This window comes from Variovorax paradoxus (assembly GCA_016806145.1).
Taxonomy (GTDB): domain Bacteria; phylum Pseudomonadota; class Gammaproteobacteria; order Burkholderiales; family Burkholderiaceae_C; genus Variovorax.
Map to the genome: position 1 here is coordinate 1235557 of CP063166.1, position 24001 is coordinate 1259557.

The window sequence follows — 24001 nt, forward strand, 5'->3', positions numbered from 1 at the left end:
TCGCTTCCTCTCGGTTGGCAATTCTTGTTGGATGAGCGGCGCTGCTGGGGCCGCTGCGTCGGCTCTGAGGCCGGACGGGACACACTATATCTAGGGTGCCGGGGGTGTACAACCCACTAGATGTAGCGTTTTCCATCAGGCTTCAAGAGGGAGCAGAAACCTGTTTTCGCGCTGCGCGGCCATCCATGCCGCATGAACAGTGGATCATCCTCTCGCAACCCACGTTCCATGCGGCTTTCGAGGCGATTTGGGCCTGCAGGGCGCATGGTTGCTACGCATCGCGCTTGCGAATGGAGCGATCGCTGCACGACGAGCCCGGGGCATCGCGTGGCGCGCAGCGATTGAAAAAATTAGCGGTCCACCACCTGCGAGGGAAACATGTGTGGACTCCAGCCGAGGTGATCGCGCAGCCGATGCCAGTCGAAGCCGGCACCCGGATCCTGCTTGCGGCCCGGCGCGATGTGCTCGTGGCCCGCGATGTGCGCGATCGGATAGTGCTGCGCGATCGCCGCGGCGAGGCTCGCGAGCGTCTCGTACTGCGCGTCCTCGAACGGCCCGCCCTCGAGGCCCTCGAGCTCGATGCCGATCGAGTCGTCGTTGCAGTTGTCCCGGCCGCGCCACGACGACACGCCCGCATGCCATGCGCGGTCGTCGCCGCTCACGAACTGCCAGAGCTCGCCGTTGCGGCGCACGTAGAAATGCGAGGACACCTCGAGGCCACGAATGCTTTGGAAGTAAGGATGCGCGTCCCAGTCGAGCCGGTTGGTGAAGAGCTGCTGCACCGCGTCGCCGCCGTACTCGCCGGGCGGCAGGCTGATCGAGTGCAGCACGACGAGGTCGATGCGCTCGCGCGCGGCCGCGGGGCGCGGTCCGAAGTTGGGCGAGGGCAGCGCCTTCGCGAAGCGGTACCAGCCGTCGCGCCAGAGCGCATCGCCGCCGGTGGCGCGCGCGCCGTCTTCAGTCGTCGACATGGCTGCTCGCGCCATCGTCGCCGTTGGGCGTGCTGATGCCCAGGCGGGCGATGCGGTAGCGGATCTGGCGCAGGCTCATGCCCAGGCGCGCGGCGGCGGCCGTGCGGTTGAAGCCGCTCTCGTGCAGCGCGCGCACGAGGATCTCGCGCTCCTGCTGGTCGAGGTAGGCCTGCAGGTCGGAGGGCAGCGGCGTGGGCACCACGGGCCGCGGCGCAGGCGGCGGCGCGGCCACGACGGGCTTCGCTTCGAACGCTTCGGGGGGCGTGGCGGGTGCCGAGGTCGTCGCGGCGTGCGGCGCGGCGGGTCCGGGCGCGGCCGCCGTCCAGCCGCCGCCGAGCGCGCCATCCATCAGGTCGAGCTGCAGTTCGTCGCCGTCGTACAGCGCGACCGCGCGATGCAGCAGGTTCTCGAGCTCGCGCACGTTGCCGTGCAGCGGATGCTGCGCGAGTTGCCGCAGCAGCGCGTCCGACAGGCGCGGCGCGGGCAGCCCGCCGTCCTGCGCGATGCGCGCGAGCAGCGCGACGCACAGCGCGGGCAGGTCCTCGCGGCGCTCGCGCAGCGCGGGCACGGCGATCTCGATCACGTTGAGCCGGTAGAACAGGTCCTGCCGGAAGCGGCCGGCCTGCACCTCGGCGTGCAGATCCTTGTGGGTCGCGCTCACGATGCGCACGTCGACCGCGTCTTCCTGCGTGGAGCCGATCGGCCGCACGCTGCGTTCCTGGATCGCGCGCAGGAGCTTGGACTGCATCGCCAGCGGCAGGTCGCCGATCTCGTCGAGGAACAGCGTGCCGCCGCGCGCGGCCTGGAAATAGCCGTCGCGGTCCTGCGCCGAGCCGGTGTACGAACCCTTGCGCGCGCCGAAGAATTCGGCCTCGAGCAGGTTCTCGGGAATCGCGCCGCAGTTCACCGCGACGAAGGGGCCGTCGCTGCGCTGGCTGCACGCATGGACCGCGCGCGCCACCAGCTCCTTGCCGGTGCCCGACTCGCCGCGCACCAGCACCGGCGCCATGCCGCGCGCCACCTTGGCGATGCGCGACTTCACGAGCCGCATCGGCTCCGAATCGCCGACCAGCCGATCGAGCGCGGACGCGCCCGCGCTGCCCGCGGCGGCCAGCGCCGACGTGCCGTCGTTCGCATCGGCGGCCTTGGCCAGGCGCACGGCGGCCTGCGCGACCGGCGGCGGCTGCTGCGCCTGCACCGCGGAAGCGACGACCGCGCGGAACTGCTTCAGGTCGACCGGCTTGGTGAGGTAGTCGAAGGCGCCGGCCTTCAGCGCCTCGACCGCGTTCTCGGCCGAGCCATAGGCGGTCATCACCACGCAGCGCTCGCTGCGCTGGTTCTTCTGGATGCGCTGGATGATCTCCATGCCCTGGCCGTCGGGCAGCCGCATGTCGGTGATCACGGCGTCGAAGCGCGTGGCCTCGAGGTGCTGCCAGGCTTCGGAGACGCTGCCCGCGGCCTCGACCCGGTAGCCTTCGCGCAGCAGCGTGAGTTCGTAGAGCGTGCGAAGGTCGGGTTCGTCGTCGATGACGAGGATCTGCGCGGGACGCTGGGAGGGCGGATGGGAGCTGCTCACGCCGCTATTGTGTCAGCCGGTTTTCGCTCGCGGCGAAGCCGACGAAGAATTCGTTGCCCTCGGGCCCGTCGGCCGCCAGCGCGCGCCGCTCGTAGCCGATGGCCGCGCCGTGGCGCCGGCACAGCTCGCGGCACAGGAACAGGCCCAGCCCGCTCGAGCGGCTCTCCGACGAGAAGAAGGGTTCGAACAGGTGGCGCTGCACGGCCGGCTCGAGCGGCGCGCCGTCGCTCCAGACCTGCAGGGTCGGCCGGCCCGGGCTGCCCGCGCGCTGCAGCGTGGTCACGACCTGGATCGCGCCCTCGCGCAGGCTCGCGTAGCGCGCCGCGTTGTCGAGCAGGTTCACCAGCAGGCGGCGCAGGTGCTCGACGTCGAAGCGCACCTCGGCGCCCGGCGCATCGAGCGCCACGGTCACGCCCTTGCGCTGGGTCTGGCGCATCCATTCCTCGGTCAGCGCCTGCACCGTGGGATCGAGCACCACCTGCTCGCCGAGCGACAGCACGCGCTGCTGGCGCGCGCGCGAGACGTCGAGCACGTCGTCGGCGATGCGCGCGAGGCGCTGCGCGTTGTGCTGCACCATGTGCGTGAGCTGGCGGTGCGCGGGATCGGTCAGGTCCTCGTTGAGCAGCGCGCTGGCCTGCGTGATGGCGGCCAGCGGGTTGCGGATCTCGTGCGCGACCGCGGCCGACATGCGGCCCATCGCGGCCAGCTTCTCGGTGCGGATGCGCGCCTCGAGCTCGCGCAGGTCCTGCAGGAACATCACGCACAGGCTGCCCATGCGCCGGTCGCTCGAGGGCGTGAGGCGGGTGCGCACGCGCACCTCGCGCGCCGCGCCGCGTGCCTGCGCGACCGGGATCTCCTCGGTCTGCGGCTCGCGGCGCGCATAGGTCTGGCGCGCCAGCGCGGCCAGCGCATGCCAGGCCGGCTGGGCATGCAGCGGGAAGGGCAGCCGCAACTGGCCCAGGCCCTGGCCCAGGATCGCGTCGGCCGCCGGGTTGGCCGCGTGCACCAGGCCTTCGGCGTCGATCACCAGCACGCCTTCGCTCAGCGTCTCGATCACCAGATCGTTGACCTGCGCCTGCATCTGCGCGCTGCTGCGGTTGTGCTGCGACACCGCCTCCTCGCGCGCCAGCCGCCGCGCGAGCTCGTGCGCCAGCAGCGCCACCACGAACAGCCCGGTGCCCGTGAGCGCCGCCTGCACGAAGCGCGCGGGCGAGTCGCCGGGCTGCTGCACCCAGTGCCAGGCGGCATCGGCCAGCAGCAGCAGCGTGACGGTGGCGGTGGTGCCCATGCTCACCATCACCGTGCCGAGCACCGCGCTCATGAGCACCGGCAGCGCGAACAGCGGCGTGTAGTTGATGTTGCCGCCCTGCGTGACCTGCAGCGCCGCGAAGACCGCGAGGTCGACGCCGGTGCTCATCATCCAGGTGGCGCCGAAGCCGCGCATCGGCGGCTCGAAATGCACGTAGCGCGCGCCCAGCGCGGCCGCCGCGAGGTAGCTGGCCGACAGCGCCACCGCCATCGGCTGCATGGTCTGGCCGAGCGCGAAGCTCACGCCCTGCAGCAGCACCAGCACCAGCGCGACGAAGCAGCGCGCGCCCATGAAGCCGCGCCACAGCCGCAGCAGCGCGGCGCTCTCGCGCGCGCCGGGCTCCAGCACGTCCCAGTCGGTGACCGGTTCGCCGCTGGCCCAGAGGGAGGAACTGCTGCCCATCGCTGCGACGAAGCCGGCTCGGCGCCGTTCAGGCGCGCTCGGCGACCTGCCGGTGCGCGGCGCTGCAGAAGGGGGTGCCGTCGGCGCCGCGCACCGCGTCGCTCGCGGGCAGGTGCAGGCCGCAATGGGCGCAGCGCACCATCGCCTGCGGCGCGCCCACCGCGGGCGGCGCGGCCGGACGCGGCGTGCGCGCGGCGCGCTCCTGCATTTCTTCGCGGCGGTTCATGCGCCAGAGCCAGATCGCGACCCAGACCACCGCGAGGACGAGAAGGTATTTCATGAGGTGTCTTCAGGCCGGCGGACGCGCCAGCACCACTTCGAGCACGAAGCGCGAGCCCACGTAGGCCAGCAGCAGCAGCGCCGAGCCCGCGTAGAGCACGCGCCGCGCGGTGCGCCCGCGCCAGCCGAAGCGCGCGCGGCCGATCAGCAGCACCGCGAAGCTGATCCAGGCCAGCACCGAGAAGGCCGACTTGTGGTCCCACTTCCAGGCCCGGCCCGCGGCGCCGTAGAGCTGTTCGCTGAACAGCAGCCCGGCCAGCAGCGTGGCCGACAGCAGCACGAAGCCGGCCGTCACGAAGCGGAAGGTGAGGCGCTCGAGCGTCAGCAGCGGCACGCCGCCCTGCGGCTCGGCGGCCAGGCGGATCTGCTTCTCGGCGCGGGTCGTGAGCCAGGCGTGCACGACGGCGGCGGCGAACAGGCCGTAGGAAGAGATGCCCAGCGCCAGGTGCAGCGGCAGCCAGGGCGAGGCCGACACGTGCAGCGGCGTGCCGGGAAAGAGGATCGCGAGCAGCACCGCCGCCGCGCCGAGCCAGGCCAGCGCGCGGCGCACCTGAAGCTGCGGGTACATGCGGCTTTCGACCGCGTAGACGGTGAGCACCAGCCAGGCCGTGACCGACAGGGCGGGCGCGAAGCCGAAGCGGGGTTCGTGGCCGACCAGGCCATGGCCGAGCACCGCGGCATGCAGCAGCCAGGCCAGGCCGAGCGCCCACTGGGTGGCCTGGCGGCTCAGCCGGGCGCCTGCGGCAGCGGCAAAACCGTAGGCGGCCGCGGCGGCGATGCCCAGCGCCACGCCGAGTGGGGAGGGGATCGCTAAAATCATCGATCGGAGTTTAGCCGCTCACCCTTGCATTTCCGGGTGCCGCGCGCCAGCTTCCCTCCTACCCGTCTCCCGCGACTTCTCCCATCCGTCCCGCCGCAGCGGGGCAGCAAGCAAGGCATCCCCTCCATGGCCAGCGCTCTCACCGAAAAATTCTCCCGCCTCGTCAAGACGATGAGCGGCCAGGCGCGCATCACCGAAAGCAACGTGCAGGACATGCTGCGCGAAGTGCGCATGGCGCTGCTCGAAGCCGACGTGGCGCTGCCCGTGGTGCGCGACTTCGTCGCCCGCGTGAAGGAAAAGGCGCTCGGCCAGGAAGTGCTGGGCTCGCTCAAGCCGGGCCAGGCGCTGGTCGGCATCGTCAACCGCGAGCTCGCCGCCACCATGGGCGAGGGCGTCTCCGACATCAACCTCGCGGCCCAGCCGCCGGCGGTGATCCTCATGGCCGGCCTGCAGGGCGCCGGCAAGACCACCACCACCGCCAAGCTCGCCAAGCACCTGATCGAGAAGCGCAAGAAGAAGGTGCTCACGGTCTCGGGCGACGTCTACCGGCCCGCCGCCATCGAGCAGCTCAAGACCGTCACGAAGCAGGCCGGCGCCGAATGGTTCCCGAGCACGGCCGACCAGAAGCCGCTCGACATCGCGCGCGCCGCGCTCGATCACGCCAAGCGCCACTTCTTCGACGTGCTGCTCGTCGACACGGCCGGCCGGCTCGCGATCGACGAGGTGCTGATGGCCGAGATCCAGCAGCTGCACGGCGCGTTGAACCCGGTCGAGACCCTGTTCGTGGTCGACGCCATGCAGGGCCAGGACGCGATCAACACGGCGCGCGCCTTCAAGGAGGCGCTGCCGCTCACCGGCATCATCCTGACCAAGACCGACGGCGATTCGCGCGGCGGCGCGGCGCTGTCGGTGCGCCAGGTCACGGGCGTGCCGATCAAGTTCGCGGGCGTGAGCGAGAAGATCGACGGCCTCGAGGTGTTCGACGCCGAGCGCCATGCGGGCCGCATCCTGGGCATGGGCGACATCGTCGCGCTGGTCGAGCAGGTCACGGCCGGCGTCGACGTGGCGGCGGCGCAGAAGCTCGCGGCCAAGGTCAAGAGCGGCGCGGGCTTCGACCTCAACGACTTCCTCGGCCAGCTGCAGCAGATGAAGCAGATGGGCGGCCTCTCGAGCCTGATGGACAAGCTGCCCACGCAGATGGCCGCCAAGGCCAGCGAGGCCGACATGACGCGCGCCGAGCGCGACATCCGCCGCAAGGAAGGGATCATCCAGAGCATGACCCCGCTGGAGCGCCGCAAGCCCGAGCTGCTCAAGGCCACGCGCAAGCGCCGCATCGCGGCCGGCGCGGGCGTGCAGGTTCAGGAAGTGAACCGCCTGCTCAACGAGTTCGAGCAGATGCAGGGGATGATGAAGAAGATGAAGGGCGGCGGCCTCATGAAGATGATGAAGAAGATGGGCGGCATGAAGGGCATGGGCGGGATGGGCGGTCCCGGCGGGCCGAAGCTGCCGTTCTGAGCCGCGTACATATATAGAGGGATGGACGAAGCCCGCCGGGGAGGACCCGGCGGGCTTCGGCGTTTTCAGGTCTGCACCGCGTAGACCGTCGCGTGCGCCTCGATCGGCGTCGGCAGCTCCCAGCGGTGCAGCATGCGCTCGATGCCCGCGCTCGACAGCGTCGTGTCGCGCTCGCGGTTGCGGCGCATCAACTCGGTGTGCGGCACCTCGAGGTACACCAGTTCGATTTGGGCGTGGTAGGCCCACAGCAGGTCCAGCGTCTTGGTGCGCATCTGCTGGCTCAGGTGGGTGGCGTTCCAGACGAAGTGTTCCTGCCTGCGCAGCAGCGCCTTCGCCTGGTCGACCGCATGGTGCGCGGCGAGCCCGTCGTTCTCGCCGTGCTTCAGGCCCAGCTCGGCGCGCGCATCGTCGAAGGACACCACCGGCCAACCCTTGCGCTGCTGCGCCACCCAGTGGTTCTTGCCGCTCGCGGGCAGGCCGCACATCACCCTCACGCGCGAGCCCGGGTTCTGGAACAGCGGGTAGTCGGGGCTGGTGTCGGCGCCGCGGAAGTAGGCCAGGCGCGTGTGGGCGTCGACCATCTGCCGCGGGCCGTCCCAGCAGCCTTCCTCCTGCGCGAGCTGCTCGAACAGTGCGATGTCGGCCAGGCTGTCGGAGCGCTCCTCGTAGTGCCGTCCCAGCATGTCGCAGCGCGCCACGCAGCACAGGTCGGGCAGGCTCAGCTCCCACGACAGCCGATGCACCAGCCGCTCGGGCCGCTCGCCCTTGCGCGACGCGAAGGCATGGAACGGCAGCTGGTGCACCGCGACGATCCGGCACACGGCCTCGCGCAGCGCGAAGGGCACGCGTGCCTTCCACATCAGCACGCGCACGTCGACCGCGCCGCGGCGCGAATGGCCGGGCTGGCCGATGCGGCCGCTGGCCTCGTCGATCACCGTGGTGTCGGGCTTGGCGATGTCGTGCAGCAGGCAGGCCATGAACAGCACGAAGCGGCCGTCGGCATCGGCGCGTCGGTAGTGCGCGTCCTGCGCCAGCGCATCGAGCACCATGCGCGTGTGGAGGCCGACGTTGCCCTCGGCGTGGTAGTACGGGTCCTGCGGCGTCTCCTCGAGGCGCAGCAGGTCCGGCAGCAGTTCGCAGCAACGTGCCCAGTCGGCGCCAGCTCCGGGCGCGGGCACCAGCGTGCGAAGTTCGTCGAAAGTCATCGCGGCCTCCCGGTGGTCGTGAGTTCGGCGGGATCGCGCAGCGTGCGCAGTCCCAGGTCGTGCCAGCCGAGCGACGGCACCGGCGCATGCAGGTCCGCGCCCGGTGCCAGCCGGTTCGGCAGCAGCGGCCGGCGGGTGTCGTGCGAGCCCGAGTCGAGGATGGTCTGGACGAAGTCCGGGCGCACCCACTTGTAGCGGCCCGTCACCTGGCCGTTCGACTCGGTCTTGAGGTACAGGCCCTCGGCCAGGTCCGAGAGGTCGGTCTGCTGCCGCGCCAGCGTGAGCGGCTGGCCCTTGTCGGCCACGGCCCGTTCGAAGGCCGAGCGCCAGTCGGTGCTGCGCGCGAGCGAGGGCCGCACGAGCGAACGCAGGGCCTTCGGCTGGCGTGGCATCGCGCCCTCGTAGAGCACGGGCACCGACAGCACCGGGCCGCCCGCGAGCAGCGCCTGCCGCGCCGGCGTCGAGAGAAAGCACTGTGCCTGGCGGTCGTAGAGATCGAACTCCAGGAAGAAGGCCGGCAGCCGGTCGTACCAGCAGCTGTGCTTGGCGAAGCACCATTCGCCGTACATCACGTAGCGGTCCTCGAGCCGTTCGAGCAGCGCCGCCTCGTGCGTGGCGGCCCAGTGTTTGAACAGGTTGAACTGGCGCTCGCCGGCACCGCCCGCGAGGTAGTGGCCGCGCGACTGCAGCAGCAGCTCGCCGGCCGCGCCGAACGACACGGCGGCGTTCGCGCCATCGAGCTTTTCCTCGATGACCACGTGCAGTCCGTGCAGCGTTGCCAATGGCGTCTGGCCGTCGTCGCTGTCGCCGGGCTGCAGGCGCGAGCCTTCGAGGTGCGCGGTCCGCGGGTACTTCAGCAGCGGCAGCGACGAGAGGGAAGAAGAAAGGGGAAACACGTTTGTTCTCCGGATGGAAACCAGGAAGAACCGACAACGTGCGGGAGCGAAGCTGAGAGGGATCGGGAGCGACTTCGACGGCCGCTGTTTCCAGCGAAGGGCCGTGTCCGGTCAGCGGATGCGCAGCTTGGCGCCCGACATGACCAGTGAAGTGGTGTTGTCGGCGTCAGAGGGTGGTGACGGCGAATCGGGGCACTTGGCGCTCCAGGGGATCGAGAGGATCCGTGGGTTGAAAAAAGGAAGGCGCGATTCTAGGCGCGCCATGAAAAAAGCCGGCCCCTCGGGGCCGGCTTCATGCGAGGCGTGTGGCGCGCGCGCGTCAGGCGGTGGCCAGCGCGGCGGGGCGCGAGAGGCGCAGCGCATGCATCCAGGCGCGGCGCAGCACGGCCGGCGAACGCGATTCCTCAGGGATCAGCAGGAAGCCGCGGTCGCGCAGCGTGGTGCCCAGCGCGATCTGGCTGGTCAGCACGGTCAGCGGGATCGCCAGCAGCAGCGGCAGGCCGACCGGCATGAGCCACATCAGGGCGCTCGGGTCGATCATCGCGACGCCGACGGCCAGCAGTGCGATCACCAGCGTCATGGGGGCCAGCTGCGAGGCAGCGACCTTCCACGGCACGGCGGCGGCTTCACGCGGGGGCGACTTCCAGTCGAGCTTGATGCCGGTGAGGGCGACCAGCACGAACAGCGAGTGGGCCAGCATGCGCACCGGTGCCTGCACGATCGCGAGACCGCTTTCCATCACCGAGCTCTTGACCAGGCCCCACAGGCCGCCGAACTGGCGTTGCTCGCCGCGCATCAGCACGGCAACGATGCCGAGCACGCGGGGCAGGAACAGCAGGCACAGGGTCCAGATCCAGAGGCCGGCGAGTTCGGCCGGCAGCACGCTCCAGCTCGAGATCAGGCTCGAACCGCTGAGCCACAGCGCGGTGCCCAGCGTGAGGAACGCGAGCCACAGCGGCGCGGAAACATAGGCCATGGTACCGGTCACGAACATCGCGCGGTGCACCGAGTGGATGCCGGGCTCGGCCATCAGGCGGGCGTTCTGCAGGTTGCCCTGGCACCAGCGGCGGTCGCGCTGCAGCTCGGCCAGCAGGTCCGGCGGTTGCTGTTCGTAGCTGCCGACCAGGTCGGACACCAGCCACACGTTGTAGCCGGCACGGCGCATCAGCGCGGCTTCGACGAAGTCATGCGACATGATGCCGCCGGACATGCCGCCGGTGCCCTTGATCGGGGCCAGCGCGCAGTGCTTCATGAAGGGTTCGACGCGGATGATCGCGTTGTGGCCCCAGTAGTGCGATTCGCCCAGTTGCCAGAACTGCATGCCCAGCGTGAACAGGCGGCCCGTCACGCGGGAAGCGAATTGTTGGGCGCGGGCATGCAGCGTCACGTGGCCGATGGCCTGGGTGGCGGTCTGGATGATGCCGGCGCTCGGGTTGGCTTCCATCAGCTTGACCATCGAGGTCAGGCAGTCGCCGCTCATCACGGAGTCGGCGTCGAGCACGACCATGTAGCGGTAGTCCTTGCCCCAGCGGCGGCAGAAGTCGGCCACGTTGCCGGCCTTGCGGTGCGTGCGGCGGGTGCGCAGGCGGTAGTAGACCTCGACCTGCGGCTGGTTCGGGCTGTCGGCCAGCGCGGCGCGCAGGTCTTCCCAGGCGGCGCGCTCGGCGGCGGCAGTCTCGGGGTTGTAGCTGTCGGACAGCACGAACACGTCGAACTGCTTGGCGTGGCCGGTGGCCGCGACCGATTCGCAGGTGGCGCGCAGGCCGGCGAACACGGTGGCCACGTCCTCGTTGCAGATCGGCATGATGATCGCGGTGCGGGCCTCGGGGTTCATTGGGTGGTTGGCCACCTGCTTGACCGAGAGCGCGTGCTTGTCGCCGCGCACCGAGACGTAGAAGCCCATGAGGGCGGTCACGAAACCGGTCACGACCCAGCCCGAGAGCAGGCCGTAGAGGCCGATCTGGCCGTATTCGAGCCAGACGTTGTCGTAGTCGGGCTGCACGCCCGCGAACAGCGTGGAAGCGACCACGGTGCTCAGCACGGTCAGCAGCATGAAGGCCAGGCGGCGCTGCGAGGCGGCGCGCTGCCACGGCTGCCTGGCTTCGGCCGGGGCGCTTTCGCGCTTGCCGCCGGCACCCAGGCGGACCAGCAGGGCGGTGCCGAGGCTGTTCCAGAAGCCGCGCCAGGGGCGCGGCGTCATCGAGCCGCGGTTGACCGGAGGCGCGGTAACGGCGTTGGGATGGCGTTCCTCACGCACCGGGCTGCGGCGCGAGAAGTCGGCATCGGCCAGGACATTGAGTTGGGAGAAGTCGTTCGGCTTCATGGTGTTTACCAACGTTGCTTGTCGAGGGAGGAGGAGGTGTCGCCAATGGCCGGAAAGCGCTTGAAGACGCAATCCGTCGCGACGCCGCCGGCGCTGGCGAGCGCGGCTGGCGAATGGCCCGCGGCACGGGGCCGCGAGGCGGAAAACTGCTTTTGACGCAGGCCGTCGCGCTGCGGACGCAGTGCGAAAGATGGGCTGTTGAATGCTGTCATGCCACTACAGGGGCAAACCCTGTGCCAGCATGGAAAAGTGCTTTGGAATCAAGCACTTGGGCCGCATCGGCCGGAATTTCAGGGGGCCGGAGGGCGAAAAGGGCCTCAAAACCCCCGTTTTTGTCGCCGAATCCCGACAAGCTCACCGGCCTGCCGAAAAACACCCATATGAATCAACGACTTAGGGGCGTCGCTCGTCAGCGACACCCTCGCCACCCGGAGCGACAGCGTCGGCCTTGAAGTGGCCCGGCGTGAGCTCGTGCTTCTGCAGCAGACGGTAGAACTCGGTGCGGTTGCGGTCGGCCAGGCGGGCCGCGTCGGCCACGTTGCCGTCGGTCAGTTTCAGCAGGCCGACCAGGTATTCGCGCTCGAAGCGCTGCTTGGCCTCGGCATAGGTCTGGACCTCCACGGTCGGCACGCGCAGCGCCCGCTGCACCAGCGCCAGCGGGATCAGCGGCGAGCTCGACAGCGCGCAGACCTGCTCGACCACGTTGTAGAGCTGGCGCACGTTGCCGGGCCAGGCCGCGGTGGTCAGCGCCTTCAGGGCCTCGGGCGCGAAGCCCGACAGCCGCTTGCCGTACTTGGTCGAGAGCTTCTGCAGGAAGTGGTTGGCCAGGAGCGGGATGTCCTCGCGGCGCGCCGACAGCGGCGGCAGCGTGAGCGTCACCACGTTGAGCCGGTAGTAGAGGTCCTCGCGGAACTGGCCGGCCTCCATCGCGGCGTCGAGGTCGCGGTGGGTGGCCGAGATGATGCGCACGTCGACCTCGATCGACTGGCTGGCGCCCAGCGGACGCACAGCGCGCTCCTGCAGCACGCGCAGCAGCTTGACCTGCAGCGCGGGCGGCATGTCGCCGATCTCGTCGAGCAGCAGGGTGCCGCCGTCGGCCTGCTGGAACAGGCCCTTGTGGTTGGCGTGGGCGTCGGTGAAGGCGCCCTTCATGTGGCCGAACAGCTCGGACTCGAGCAGCGCCTCGGGGATGGCGCCGCAGTTGACCGCCACGAAGGGCTTGTCGGCGCGCGCGCTGGCCTTGTGGATGGCGCGCGCCAGCATCTCCTTGCCGGCGCCCGAGTCGCCGCGCAGCAGCACCGAGGCGTCGGACTTGGCGACCATGCGCGCCTCGGCCAGCAGCTCGGCCATGCGGTTGCTGCGGCTCACGATGTCGACGCGCCAGCTGTCGTCGCCGGTCTTGCTCGGCACCGTGGCCGGCGCGCCCAGCGCGAGCGCCTGGGCGATCTTGTCGAGCAGCTCGCGCCCGTCGTAGGGCTTGGTGAGGTAGGTGAAGACGCCGCGCGCGGTGGCTTCCACCGCGTCGGGGATGGTGCCGTGCGCGGTCAGCAGGATCACCGGCAGCGAGGGATGGCGCTTGCGGATCTCGTCGAAAAGCGCCAGGCCGTCGCGCCCGGGCAGGCGCACGTCGCTGAGCACGAGCTGCGGATGCTCGATCTCGAGCTGCGTGAGCGCCGTCTCGGCCGAGGTCACGGCCGTGACCTGGTAGCCCGCCGAGCTCAGCCGCATCGACAGCAGCCGCAGCATGTCCGGATCGTCGTCGACGACCAACAGGCGGGCGCCCGAAGTACTCATGGGGTGGACCTGTTCCCGTTGGGTGCCGAGGCCGGTGCCGCGGGCGTGTTGGGCCGCGCGAAGCTGCGCTCGATGGCGCGCAGGGCTTCGATGCGGTCGTTGAGCTGGTCGATGCGGCGCTGGCTGTCGCGCAGCTGCTGCACCTGCTTGTCGCGGTCGTCCTCGACGCGGCGCTGCTCGATGTAGCGCGCGGCCAGCGCGCGCGCCAGCGGCTGCAGCGGCTGGGCCTCGGGCGAGGGATTGGCGATCACGCGCTGCAGCAGGCCCAGCGCGCGCGCCAGGTCGGCCGGCACGCGGGTCTGCGACAGCAGGATCGCGAGGTGCATCTGCGCCGTGGGCGCGTCGCCGGGGTCGCCCAGGCGCTGGATCTCGGCGCTCAGTTCGGCACCGCTGAGCGGGCGCATCTTGTCGGCGTAGGCCAGCACGGCGGCCACCGGGCCCTGGGTCATCAGCGTGAACAGCGAGGCCGGCTGGGTGGCCGGCGCCTTCGGCTCGGCCTCGACCGGCATCACGCGCGGCAGCACCACCGGCGGCGGCAGCGCCTCGGCTTCCGCGGGCGGCTTGGGCGGTGCGCTGCAGGCGGCCAGCAGCAGGAGCCACGGCGCGGCCAGCGCAGCCAGTGCGCGGGTGGCGGTGGAGGGGCGTACGGACGGAAAAGACATGGACGAGGAAGGACGACGCGGGGCGTTGGCGATGGCTACGGGGATGTGGGGGCGCCGGGAAGCTCAGCCCGTGCGCGGCAGCTCGATGCGGAAACGCGCGCCGGGCCCCTCGGGCAGCAGGGCGATGCGGCCCCCATGGGCTGCAATGTACTCCTGCACGATGGAAAGTCCGATGCCCGTGCCCTTGACCGCATGCTCCGGTTGGCGTTCGCCGCGGTAGAAGGGCTCGAAGATGCGGTCGCGGTCGCCCTCGGCGATGCCCGGGCCGGCGTCGTTGACGTCGATGCGCACCGCCTCGGGCGTGCCCGAGACCACGAGGGTGATGGTGCCGCCGCGCGCCGAGAAGCGGATCGCGTTCGACAGCAGGTTGGCGATCGCGGTGCCGAGCTTGGTGCGGTCGACCGTGAGCGCGATGCGTTCGCCCTCGGCGCGCACCGTGAGGCCGTGGGCCTGCCACTGCAGCCGCTGCGCCTCGATCTGCTCCTCGATCAGCGGCAGCAGGTCGGTGCGCTCGCGGCGCAGTTCGCGCGCCTCGAAGGCGGCCGCGTTGAAGCGCAGCAGCGCCTCGATCTGGCCCTGCAGCGCCACCGTGTTCTGGTTCAGGATCTGCGCCACCTCGAGCTGCGCCGGGTTCAGCGCGCCGGTCACGCCGTCCTCCAGCAGCGACACGCCCTCGCGCAGCGCCGCCAGCGGCGTCTTCAGTTCGTGCGAGACATGGCGCAGGAAGCGCGCCTTGTCGGCGTCGAGCTCGGTCAGCCGCAGCCGCAGCCATTCGAGCTGCTGCGACACGCGCCGCACGTCGGCTGGGCCGCGGATGTCGATCGGCTCGTCGAGCCGGTTCTGGCCCAGGCCGACGATGGCGTGCTCGAGCCGCTTGAACGGCCGCGCCAGCCAGATGCCGAAGGCCAGCGCCAGCGACACCGCGAGCACGCTGGCCGCGACCACCTCGCGCATCAGCCGGCGGCGCGCGTTCTCGATGCGCTTGGACAGCGCGTCGTTCTGCATCTCGATCAGGAACTGGGCCTGCTGCGCGATGTTGGTGTTGAGCGCGTCGAGCTCGCGGAACTGCATCGCCATCGTGCTCTCGCGCTGCAGCGCGCTGTCGGCGTTGCCGCTCATCAGGCCCTCGATCACGCCGAGCTGGGTGCGCCAGGCCTCGGTGCTGGCGGGCGCCAGGCCGTTCTTCTCGAGCCGCTCGAGCACGCCATGGGCCTCGCGCGCGGCGTCGTCGAAGCGGCGCCGCAGCACCGAGTCGTTGAGCACCAGCGACTGGCGCCCGGCGCGCTCCATCGCCGCGCTGCGCTCGGCCAGCGACTGGGCCGCGCCCGACAGCCGCAGCGCGCGCGCCGCGGCGTCGCGGCTTTGCGTCATCAATGTGTCGTACTGCAGCACCGAGCGCAGCGCCACGCCCACCAGCAGCGCGGTGATCAGCAGGAAGGCGAACAGCAGGAGCTGCTGGAACGAGCCCCGTATCGATCGTTTCGCCATCAGGCGAGCGCCCCGGCGGCGGGCGCGCTCTCGCGCGTGGGCACTTCGCCGCGCAGCGTGTAGGCCAGCGAGCGCGTGATGCGGATGTCGGTCATGTGGCCCACGAGCCGCGCGTCGCCTTCGAAGTTGACGACCCGGTTGCAGGCCGTGCGGCCCATGAGTTCGCTCGCGTCGCGGCGCGAGGCGCCTTCCACCAGCACGCGCTGGGTGCTGCCCACCAGCGCCTCGCCGAAGCGCTTCACGTTGCCGTCGATCACGGCCTGCAGCTTCTGCAGCCGCGCCAGCTTGACCTCGTGCGGCGTGTCGTCATGCAGCGCAGCGGCCGGCGTGCCGGGGCGCGGGCTGAAGATGAAGCTGAAGCTGGCGTCGAACTGGCAGTCGTCGATCAGCTTCATCATCTTGTCGAAGTCGGCCTCGGTCTCGCCCGGGAAGCCGACGATGAAGTCGCTCGACAGCGCGAGCTCGGGCCGGATCGCGCGCAGCTTGCGCACCGTGCTCTTGTATTCCATGGCGGTGTAGCCGCGCTTCATCGCCATCAGGATGCGGTCGCTGCCGTGCTGCACCGGCAGGTGCAGATGGCTCACGAGCTGCGGCACCTTGGCATAGGCCTCGATCAGCCGCGGCGTGAACTCGTTCGGGTGGCTGGTGGTGTAGCGGATGCGCTCGATGCCGGGGATCTCGGCCACGTACTCGATCAGCAGCGCGAAGTCGGCGATCTCGGCCGTGTCGCCCATGCGGCCGCGGTAGGCATTGACGTTCTGGCCCAGCAGCGTGACCTCGCGCACGCCCTGGTCGGCCAGGCCGGCGATCTCGACCAGCACGTCGTCGAGCGGCCGGTTGACCTCCTCGCCGCGCGTGTAGGGCACCACGCAGTAGCTGCAGTACTTGGAGCAGCCTTCCATGATCGACACGAAGGCGGTGGCGCCTTCCACGCGCGCGGGCGGCAGGTGGTCGAACTTCTCGATCTCGGGAAAGCTGATGTCGACCTGCGGGCGGTCGAGCCGCTCGCGCTCGGCCAGCATCTCGGGCAGCCGGTGCAGGGTCTGCGGGCCGAACACGATGTCGACGTAGGGCGCGCGCGCGATGATGGCGTTGCCCTCCTGGCTGGCCACGCAGCCGCCGACGCCGATCTTCACGCCGCGCGCCTTCAGGTGCTTGACGCGGCCCAGGTCGGAGAACACTTTTTCCTGCGCCTTCTCGCGCACCGAGCAGGTGTTGAACAGGATCAGGTCGGCCTCGTCGACGTTCTGCGTCGGCTCGTAGCCCTGCGCGGCATGGAGCACGTCGGCCATCTTGTCCGAGTCGTACTCGTTCATCTGGCAGCCGAAGGTTTTGATGAAGACTTTCTTGGCGGTCATGGGGAGCTCTTCTATATGTAAGAGGCCCTCGTCTCGCGGAGGGCCGGGCGGACACGGGGCTTTCGTGGCGAAAGCGGCGGGCGTGTCCGCGAAAGGGATGCCGGTGCGACCGACGGCCGCCGGCGAGATGCCGAGCGGCCTACTGCGTGTTGACCGTGTCGTTCTGCACGAAGGGCCAGATGTTGAGGAAGGGCTTGTTCAGCGATTCGCGGCTGGCGGTGGCTTCGTCGGGCGTGAGGATCCAGACCTCGCGCAGCATGCCCGCGGCATCGCGCGTGTAGTTGACCAGCAGGTTCTGGCCCGTGATCGCGCCGCTCATCACCAGCATGTTCTGGCCGCTGCGGATGCGCGCGCCGGGCGCGAGCCGGTCGGGGCGGCCGTCGAGCATCACGTCGTTGCCGTCGATCACGCGGAACTTGCCGCGCAGGGTGCCGACCGGGAAATTGCGCCCGCCGACCAGCGATTCGTTCTGGGTCTGCGGCCGGGGCACCGCGTCCTGCGCGCTCGCCTGGAGCGGGAAGACGCTGGAAGTGGCTGCCAGCATTGCGCAGGCTGCTATGAAATGAAGAGCGTTCGTGGGTGTCTTGCAGCGGTTCATGGGGTTCATCCAGAGGCTGTGGAGCGGGGATTCTAGCGAGCGGGGTGCCTGTCCATCGGTGCTTATCCCGACCGTTTTTACCGGGCGCGGCGCCCTGGCCTTTACTTTTCTTTACGGCGTGGATGGACACTCGGAACCCCCCGCGATCCAATTGCCGCTGTCAGCCCAAAGTGCACAAAAACCCATGAAGAAGAACGCAGTCATCGCCCTCGTGGGCGTGTCGATCGTCGCCGCCGCGGGATGGTGGTGGAGCGGCTCGGGCGAGCGCGCCGCGGCGAAGAGCGCCAAGGGGCCGGCCGCCGCGCCCACCGCGCTGGTCACGCTCGCCACCGCCGTGCGCCAGGACGTGCCGGTCACGGTGCAGGTCAACGGCAGCGTGGTCTCGCTCAACAGCGTCGACCTGCGCCCGCAGGTGACCAACACGGTCGACGTGGTGCACGTGAAGGAAGGCCAGTTCGTGAAGCAGGGGCAGCTACTCTTCACGCTCGACGACCGCAACGACCAGGCCAACCTGGCGCGCGCCCAGGCCCAGCAGAAGCGCGACGAGGCCACGCTGGCCGACCTCGAGCGCCAGTACAAGCGCAGCCAGGAATTGCTGGCGCAGAACTTCATCTCCAAGAGCGCGACCGATGCCACGCTGTCGCAGCTCGAGGCGCAGCGCGCGGCGGTCGCGGCCGACCGCGCCGCGGTGCAGTCGGCCCAGGTGGCGTTGAGCTACACCAAGCTGCGCGCGCCGATCGCGGGCCGCATCGGCGCCGTCAACATCTACCCGGGCACGCTGGTGCAGCCCACGCTGTCGCTGGTCACGGTCACGCAGCTCGACCCGATCGCCGTGAGCTTCCCCGTGCCCGAGGCCAACCTGCAGGACCTGCTGGCCGCCGCGCGCACCCGCTCGCGCGTCGAGGCCGTGGTCACCGGCCGCAAGGACACGCTGCAGGGCACGCTCAACTTCGTCGACAACACGGTCGACCCGCAGATCGGCACCGTGCGCGCCAAGGCCGTGTTCGACAACGCCGACCAGAGCCTGTGGCCCGGCCAGTTCGTCGGCACCCGCATCACGGTGCGCACGCTCGAGGGCGTCACGGTGGTGCCGGCGGCGGCGCTGATGATGCTGCCCGAGGGCACCTCGCTCTACGTGGTGGACAAGGAGCGCAACGCGAGCCGCCGCAAGGTGAAGACGCTGCATACCTTCGGCACCAGGGTCGCGGTCAGCGGCGTCGAGCCCGGCGAGCAGGTCGTGATCGAGGGCAGCCAGAACGTGCGGCCCAACGGCAAGGTGCGCATCGACGACAAGCCGCGCGGCGACGCGCCCGCGACCCCGGCCGCGCCCGGCGGCACCACGGGCGTGACGCCCGGCAGCGCGGCGTCGTCCGAGGGCGTCGACATCCGCTCGGTCCAGCGGGAACGCGCATGAACATTTCAGAGCTGTGCATCCGCCGTCCCGCGATGACGGTGCTGCTGTCCGCGGCCGTCGTGGTGGTGGGCATCTTCGCCTACTTCAGCATCCCGGTCGCGGCGCTGCCCAGCTACAACACGCCCGTCATAAACGTCAATGCGCAGCTGCCGGGCGCCAGTCCCGACACCATGGCGAGCTCGGTCGCGCTGCCGCTCGAGAAGCAGTTCTCGACCATCCCGGGCCTGCAGACCATCAGCTCGGTCAATACCCAGGGCGTGACCTCGCTCACGCTCGAGTTCGTCAGCAGCCGCGACATCGACGCCGCCGCGGTCGACGTGCAGGCCGCGCTCCTGCGCGCGCAGCGCCAGCTGCCGCAGGAGCTCACGCAGCTGCCCTCGTACCGCAAGGTCAACCCGGCCGATGCGCCGGTGCTGTTCATCGCGCTGATCTCGCCGTCGATGAACCCCTCGGAGCTCAACGACTACGCCGAGAACCTGATCTCGCCCACGCTGTCGACCATCGACGGCGTGGCGCAGGTGGGCGTGTACGGCCGCAAGGCCTTCGCGGTGCGCATCAAGGCCAATGCCGACCTGCTCAACGCGCGCAACATCACGCTCGACGAGCTCGCGCGCGCGGTCAACTCGGCCAACGCCAACACGCCCGTCGGCGTGCTCGACGGCCCGCGCCAGACGCTCACCATCCAGGCCAACCAGCAGCTCACGCGCGCGGCCGACTTCGCCAAGCTGATCGTCGGCCAGCGCAACGGCGCGCCGGTGCGGCTCGACGAGGTCGCGACCATCGAGGACAGCTTCGAGTCGGTCAAGACCGCCAGCAGCTTCAACGGCCAGAGCTCGATCTCGCTGGCCGTGCAGCGCCAGCCCAATGCCAACACGGTGCAGGTGGTCGACGCGGTGCGCGCGCTGATCCCGCGCTTCAAGGCCGAGCTGCCGCAGTCGGTCGAGATCCAGATGGTCAACGACCGCTCGCTGTCGATCCGCGAGGCGGTGCACGACGTGCAGCTCACGCTGCTGGGCACCATCGCGCTGGTGGTGCTGGTGATCTTCCTGTTCCTGCACCGACTGGTCGCCACGCTGATCCCGGCCGCCACCATCCCGATCTCGCTGATCGGCGCGGTGGCGCTGCTCTATGCCTTCGGCTACAGCCTCGACAACGTCTCGCTGCTGGGCATCACGCTGGCCGTGGGCCTGGTGGTGGACGACGCGATCGTGGTGCTCGAGAACATCATGCGCTACGTCGAGAAGGGCATGGACCCGCTGGCGGCCTCGCTGCGCGGCGCGCGCGAGGTGGGCTTCACCATCGTCTCGATCTCGATCTCGCTGGTGGCGGTGTTCATCCCGATCTTCTTCATGCCGGGCGTGATCGGCCTCTTGTTCCACGAGTTCGCGGTGGTGGTGGCGCTGGCGGTGCTGGTGTCGGCGATCGTCTCGCTGACCCTGGTGCCGATGCTCGCGAGCCGGCTGCTCAAGCAGGTGCCGCGGCCCGAGGGCGGCGCGCGCCACGACCATGAAGAAGAGCATCCCGAGCCCGGCACCGCGATCGGCCGCGCCTTCGAGCGCGGCTACCGCTGGGTGCATGGCAGCTACATGCGCACGCTCGACTGGACCCTGGCGCACCGCGGGCTGATGCTGCTGATGGCCGGCGCCACCTTCGTTGTCACCGCCTGGCTGTTCATCACGATCCCCAAGGGCTTCTTCCCCGAGGAGGACATCGGCCAGATCCAGATCACGACCGAGGCCGCCGAGGACATCTCCTTCACCGCCATGAAGGCGCTGCAGGACCGCGTGTCCGACGCGCTGATGGCCGACCCCAGCGTCGACTACGTGAGCTCCTTCGTCGGCGTGGGCGGCCCCACCGCCACGCAGAACTCGGGCCGGCTGTTCGCGGTGCTCAAGGCGCGCGGCGAGCGGCCGAAGATGTCGAAGGTGCTCGAGTCGCTGCGCCAGCGCTTCCGCGAGATCCCCGGCATCGCCGTCTACATGCAGCCGGTGCAGAACCTGCGCCTGGGCGGGCGCCAGAGCAAGGCGCGCTTCCAGTACACGCTGCAGAGCGTGAACGCCGGCGAGATGGTGCCCTGGGCCACGCGGCTGATGGAACGCATGCGCGCCGACCCCGACTTCCGCGACGTGACCAGCGACTCGCAGAACCGCGGCCTGCAGGCCACGCTGAAGATCGACCGCGACAAGGCCGGCGTGCTCGGCGTGGCCGTGGGCGACCTGCGCACCGCGCTCTACAACGCCTACGGCGATCGCCAGATCGGCAGCATCTACGCGGCCAGCAACACCTACCAGGTGATCCTCTCGGCGGCCGATAACGACCGCCAGTTCGAGGACGACGTCTCGCGCCTGTCGGTGCGCAGCACCACCGGCCGGCTGGTGCCGCTGTCGGCCTTCTCGAGCATCGAGCGCACCGTGGGCCCGACCTCGGTCAACCACCAGGGCCAGCTGCAGGCGGTGACGGTGTCGTTCAACCTCGGCCCCGACGTGCCGCTGGGCAACGCCACCGCCAAGATCGACCGCTTCAAGGAAGAGCTCAAGATGCCGCAGTCGATCATCACCACCTACGGGGGCGATGCCGCGGTGTTCCAGAGCTCGCAGTCCAGCCAGGCCGTGCTGCTGGTGCTCGCGGTGCTGGTCATCTACGTGCTGCTGGGCGTGCTCTACGAGAGCTACATCCATCCGATCACCATCCTCGCGGGCCTACCCTCGGCAGCGGTGGGCGCCTTGATCTCGCTGAAGATCTTCGGCTTCGACCTCACGCTGATCGCGACCATCGGCATCCTGCTTCTGATCGGCATCGTGAAGAAGAACGCGATCATGATGATCGACTTCGCGCTCGACGCGCAGCGCACCGAGGGCCTGCAGCCGGTGGAGGCGATCCGCGAGGCCTGCCGGCTGCGCTTCCGCCCGATCCTGATGACCACGCTGGCCGCGCTGATGGGCGCGCTGCCGCTCGCGCTGGGCCTGGGCGCCGGCGCCGAGCTGCGCCAGCCGCTGGGCGTGGCGGTGGTGGGCGGGCTGATCTTCTCGCAGGTGATCACGCTCTACATCACGCCCGCGATCTACCTCGCGCTCGACCGCTACAGCGGCAGCGGGCCGATGGTCGACCTGCCGAAGGAAGCGCAGGCCGAGGTCTCGCACGCCTGAACGGGCGCGGCGCGTTCAGGCGCGCCCGCGCCCCTGCCGCGCCGACGCGGGATCGAGGAACAGCTGGCGGAAGTAGTCGCGCAGCGCCGTCATCGCGGGCGAGAACTCCACGCCCTGTTTCCAGCCCAGCCCGATGTTCATGGTGGGGATCGGGTCGCGCAGGTTGATGGTCTCGATGCGCTTGCCCTCGAGCGACCACGGGCGGTAGACCATGTCCGACAGCACCGTCACGCCGCCGCCGTTGGCGACCGTGCTGCGCACCGCCTCCACCGAGCTGGTGCGCAGCCGCACCTTGGGCTGGTGCGGCGTGCGGCCCCAGTACTTGAGCGCGGTGGCCGCGGCCTCATCGACCGTGAGCATGATGTAGGGCTCGGCCGCCACGTCGGCCAGCGTGACCTCGGCCTTGTCGAGCAGCGGGTGCTTGGCCGGCACCCACAGCCGCCGCTGCGAGCCGAAGAAGGTCTCGAGCGAGAGCTCGCGCAGCACCACGTTCGAGGTCAGCACCACGCCGAGGTCGTAGCGCCGCGTGATCAGCCCTTCCTCGATCGCCTCGCGCGCCACCTCGTGCACCTTCAGCGTGACCTGCGGATGCAGCTGCTCGAAGCGCTGCAGGTGGTGCGGCAGGAAGTAGCCCAGCACCGTGTAGCTCGCGGCGATGGTCAGCTCGCCCTGCACGGCGGCGTCCTCATGCGGCATGCGCTGCGCCTCGTCGGCCGCGGCCAGCACCGCGTAGGCATGGCTCAGGAAGCGGCGCCCGCCCTTGGTCAGTTCCACGCCGTGCGGATGGCGCTCGAACAGCTGCTGGCCCAGCATCTCCTCGAGTTCGCGGATCGCGGTGGTCACGGCCGACTGCGAGATGTTGAGCTGCAGCGCCGCGTGCGAGATGCGGCCGGCCTCGGCCACCGCCGAGAAGTACTTGAGCTGGCGAAGGGTCAGGGACATGGCGGGGCTTCGGGGAGTGGATCGGTATCGGCAACGCGGGGCAGCCGGTGCATGGGTTGGTGAAAACCCGATACCGCGCGAGCGAGTGACGCCAGCGTAGCAAGGCATGCGCCGCCGCGCAGCATCTGTTTTTCAGATACCGAGCGCGCGGAAAACAATGCTTTTCAGCCTTTGGACCGCTCACTAATCTTCGGCCCGTCCATCGAACAAAGGCTGTCACACGTGAACAAGAAGCGGATCGATCTGAACTCCGACATGGGCGAGGGCTTCGGCCCCTGGACCATCGGCGATGGCGTCGACGCGGAACTGATGCCGCTGATCAGTTCGGCCAACATCGCCACCGGCTTCCATGCCGGCGATCCGAACATCATGCGTCGCATGGTCGCGCTGGCGCGCGAGCACGGCGTGGGCATCGGCGCGCACCCGGGCTTTCGCGACCTCGTGGGCTTCGGCCGGCGCCACATCCAGGCGCCGGCCGAGGAACTGGTCAACGACATGGTCTACCAGCTCGGCGCGCTGCGCGAGTTCGCGCGGCTCGAGGGGCTGGCGCTGCAGCACATCAAGCCGCACGGCGCGCTCTACATGCACGCGGCGCGCGACGAGGCGCTGTCGCGCACGCTGGTCGAGGCGCTGCAGCGCATCGAGCCCGGCCTGCGCCTGTTCTGCATGGAGTCCTCGGTCACCTGCCGCGTGGCGCGCGAGCTGGGCCAGCCGGTGGTGCGCGAGTTCTATGCCGACCGCGACTACGACCTGAGCGGCTCCATCGTCTTCACGCGGCGCGTCGGCGCGCTCGACCCCGAGGCGGTCGCGGCCAAGGTGCTGCGCGCCTGCACCGAGGGCACGGTGCGCACGGTCGAGGGCGAGGACCTGGCCATCGGCTTCGACTCGGTCTGCATCCACAGCGACACGCCCGGTGCGCTTGCGCTGGTGCAGGCCACGCGGCGCGCGCTGGCCGCGCATGGCATCGAGGTTGCAGGGCTCGCCGCGCAGGGCTGATCCCCTCTTTCCCTTCCCCGTTTTCCGTTCCGTCCCCAGGAGTGCATCCCATGTCCGCTACCCATGAAGTCCTGAGCCCGCTGCCGGGCACCTTCTACCGCCGCTCGGCGCCCGACGCGCCGCCGTTCAAGTCCGAGGGCGACACGGTGGCCGTGGGCGACGTGCTGGGCCTGGTCGAGGTGATGAAGCAGTTCAGCGAAGTGACGGCCGACGCGGCCGGCCGCCTGCTGCGCTTCGCGGTCGAGAACGCCGAGCCGGTCGATCCGGGCCAGCCGCTGGCCGTGATCGAGACCGCCTGAGGAAGACG

Annotated in this window: 20 protein-coding genes; 5 read left to right on the plus strand and 15 right to left on the minus strand. The window is 70.1% G+C overall.

What is annotated here, in order from left to right; translation table 11 throughout:
* Nucleotides 1-350: 350 nt before the first annotated feature.
* From ampD to ccsA, 5 genes are read right to left on the minus strand one after another with little or no spacing between them, the layout of a single operon-like run.
* Entirely contained in the window at nt 351-971 is a 621-nt protein-coding gene (gene ampD / locus INQ48_05715) for a 1,6-anhydro-N-acetylmuramyl-L-alanine amidase AmpD (GenBank protein ID QRF58740.1), read from the minus strand.
* On the minus strand, nt 958-2547 hold the full coding sequence (locus tag INQ48_05720) for a sigma-54-dependent Fis family transcriptional regulator (protein QRF58741.1): 1590 nt from the start codon (nt 2545-2547) through the stop codon (nt 958-960). The genes ampD and INQ48_05720 overlap by 14 nt, the downstream gene beginning before the upstream one ends.
* Before the next feature lie 4 nt (nt 2548-2551).
* A complete protein-coding gene (locus INQ48_05725) occupies nt 2552-4258 on the minus strand; it encodes a PAS domain-containing sensor histidine kinase (GenBank protein ID QRF58742.1) in 1707 nt (568 codons plus the stop codon).
* Between the two features lie 28 nt (nt 4259-4286).
* Entirely contained in the window at nt 4287-4538 is a 252-nt protein-coding gene (locus INQ48_05730; protein ID QRF58743.1) for a hypothetical protein, read from the minus strand.
* Between the two features lie 9 nt (nt 4539-4547).
* Nucleotides 4548-5357 carry a cytochrome c biogenesis protein CcsA gene (gene ccsA, locus INQ48_05735; protein ID QRF58744.1) on the minus strand — a complete coding sequence of 270 codons (810 nt, stop codon included), beginning with the start codon at nt 5355-5357 and terminating at the stop codon, nt 4548-4550.
* A 126-nt stretch (nt 5358-5483) separates the two neighbouring features.
* Between ccsA and ffh the strand changes: the two genes are divergently transcribed.
* On the plus strand, nt 5484-6872 hold the full coding sequence (ffh, locus tag INQ48_05740) for a signal recognition particle protein (protein QRF58745.1): 1389 nt from the start codon (nt 5484-5486) through the stop codon (nt 6870-6872).
* A gap of 65 nt (nt 6873-6937) precedes the next feature.
* Here the strand turns inward: ffh and INQ48_05745 are convergent, their stop codons facing one another.
* The 9 genes from INQ48_05745 to INQ48_05785 all read right to left on the minus strand — a co-directional run bounded on the left by INQ48_05745 (nt 6938) and on the right by INQ48_05785 (nt 17196).
* On the minus strand, nt 6938-8077 hold the full coding sequence (locus INQ48_05745) for an AAA family ATPase (protein ID QRF58746.1): 1140 nt from the start codon (nt 8075-8077) through the stop codon (nt 6938-6940).
* On the minus strand, nt 8074-8973 hold the full coding sequence (locus tag INQ48_05750; protein ID QRF58747.1) for an RNA ligase family protein: 900 nt from the start codon (nt 8971-8973) through the stop codon (nt 8074-8076). The genes INQ48_05745 and INQ48_05750 overlap by 4 nt, the downstream gene beginning before the upstream one ends.
* A gap of 319 nt (nt 8974-9292) precedes the next feature.
* Nucleotides 9293-11296: a glucans biosynthesis glucosyltransferase MdoH gene (mdoH, locus tag INQ48_05755; protein QRF58748.1), complete on the minus strand. Its 2004-nt coding sequence runs from the start codon at nt 11294-11296 to the stop codon at nt 9293-9295.
* A gap of 5 nt (nt 11297-11301) precedes the next feature.
* Entirely contained in the window at nt 11302-11508 is a 207-nt protein-coding gene (locus tag INQ48_05760) for a hypothetical protein (GenBank protein ID QRF58749.1), read from the minus strand.
* Nucleotides 11509-11689: 181 nt separating this feature from the next.
* A complete protein-coding gene (locus INQ48_05765) occupies nt 11690-13090 on the minus strand; it encodes a sigma 54-interacting transcriptional regulator (GenBank protein ID QRF58750.1) in 1401 nt (466 codons plus the stop codon).
* Nucleotides 13087-13752 (minus strand): hypothetical protein, encoded by a 666-nt coding sequence (locus INQ48_05770; protein QRF58751.1) that lies wholly within the window; start codon nt 13750-13752, stop codon nt 13087-13089. Before INQ48_05770 ends, INQ48_05765 begins: the two co-directional genes overlap by 4 nt.
* A gap of 63 nt (nt 13753-13815) precedes the next feature.
* Nucleotides 13816-15240 carry a two-component sensor histidine kinase gene (locus tag INQ48_05775; GenBank protein ID QRF58752.1) on the minus strand — a complete coding sequence of 475 codons (1425 nt, stop codon included), beginning with the start codon at nt 15238-15240 and terminating at the stop codon, nt 13816-13818.
* Complete coding sequence (gene miaB / locus INQ48_05780) at nt 15240-16598, minus strand: tRNA (N6-isopentenyl adenosine(37)-C2)-methylthiotransferase MiaB (GenBank protein QRF58753.1); 1359 nt, start codon at nt 16596-16598, stop codon at nt 15240-15242. Before miaB ends, INQ48_05775 begins: the two co-directional genes overlap by 1 nt.
* Before the next feature lie 139 nt (nt 16599-16737).
* Nucleotides 16738-17196 carry a hypothetical protein gene (locus INQ48_05785; GenBank protein ID QRF58754.1) on the minus strand — a complete coding sequence of 153 codons (459 nt, stop codon included), beginning with the start codon at nt 17194-17196 and terminating at the stop codon, nt 16738-16740.
* A 184-nt stretch (nt 17197-17380) separates the two neighbouring features.
* Here INQ48_05785 and INQ48_05790 point away from each other — a divergent pair, with 184 nt between their 5' ends.
* Nucleotides 17381-18610 (plus strand): efflux RND transporter periplasmic adaptor subunit, encoded by a 1230-nt coding sequence (locus INQ48_05790; GenBank protein ID QRF58755.1) that lies wholly within the window; start codon nt 17381-17383, stop codon nt 18608-18610.
* Nucleotides 18607-21756 (plus strand): efflux RND transporter permease subunit, encoded by a 3150-nt coding sequence (locus INQ48_05795; GenBank protein QRF58756.1) that lies wholly within the window; start codon nt 18607-18609, stop codon nt 21754-21756. The genes INQ48_05790 and INQ48_05795 overlap by 4 nt, the downstream gene beginning before the upstream one ends.
* 15 nt (nt 21757-21771) lie before the next feature.
* On the opposite strand, the gene INQ48_05800 is transcribed toward INQ48_05795, so the two are convergent.
* The gene (locus INQ48_05800) at nt 21772-22698 is read right to left on the minus strand and encodes a LysR family transcriptional regulator (protein ID QRF58757.1); all 927 of its coding nucleotides are present in this window, start codon (nt 22696-22698) and stop codon (nt 21772-21774) included.
* 222 nt (nt 22699-22920) lie between these two features.
* Between INQ48_05800 and INQ48_05805 the strand changes: the two genes are divergently transcribed.
* Together INQ48_05805 and INQ48_05810 are read left to right on the plus strand one after the other, a co-directional pair.
* Entirely contained in the window at nt 22921-23694 is a 774-nt protein-coding gene (locus INQ48_05805) for a 5-oxoprolinase subunit PxpA (protein QRF58758.1), read from the plus strand.
* A gap of 50 nt (nt 23695-23744) precedes the next feature.
* Nucleotides 23745-23993: a biotin carboxyl carrier domain-containing protein gene (locus INQ48_05810; protein QRF58759.1), complete on the plus strand. Its 249-nt coding sequence runs from the start codon at nt 23745-23747 to the stop codon at nt 23991-23993.
* The last annotated feature ends 8 nt before the right edge of the window (nt 23994-24001 follow it).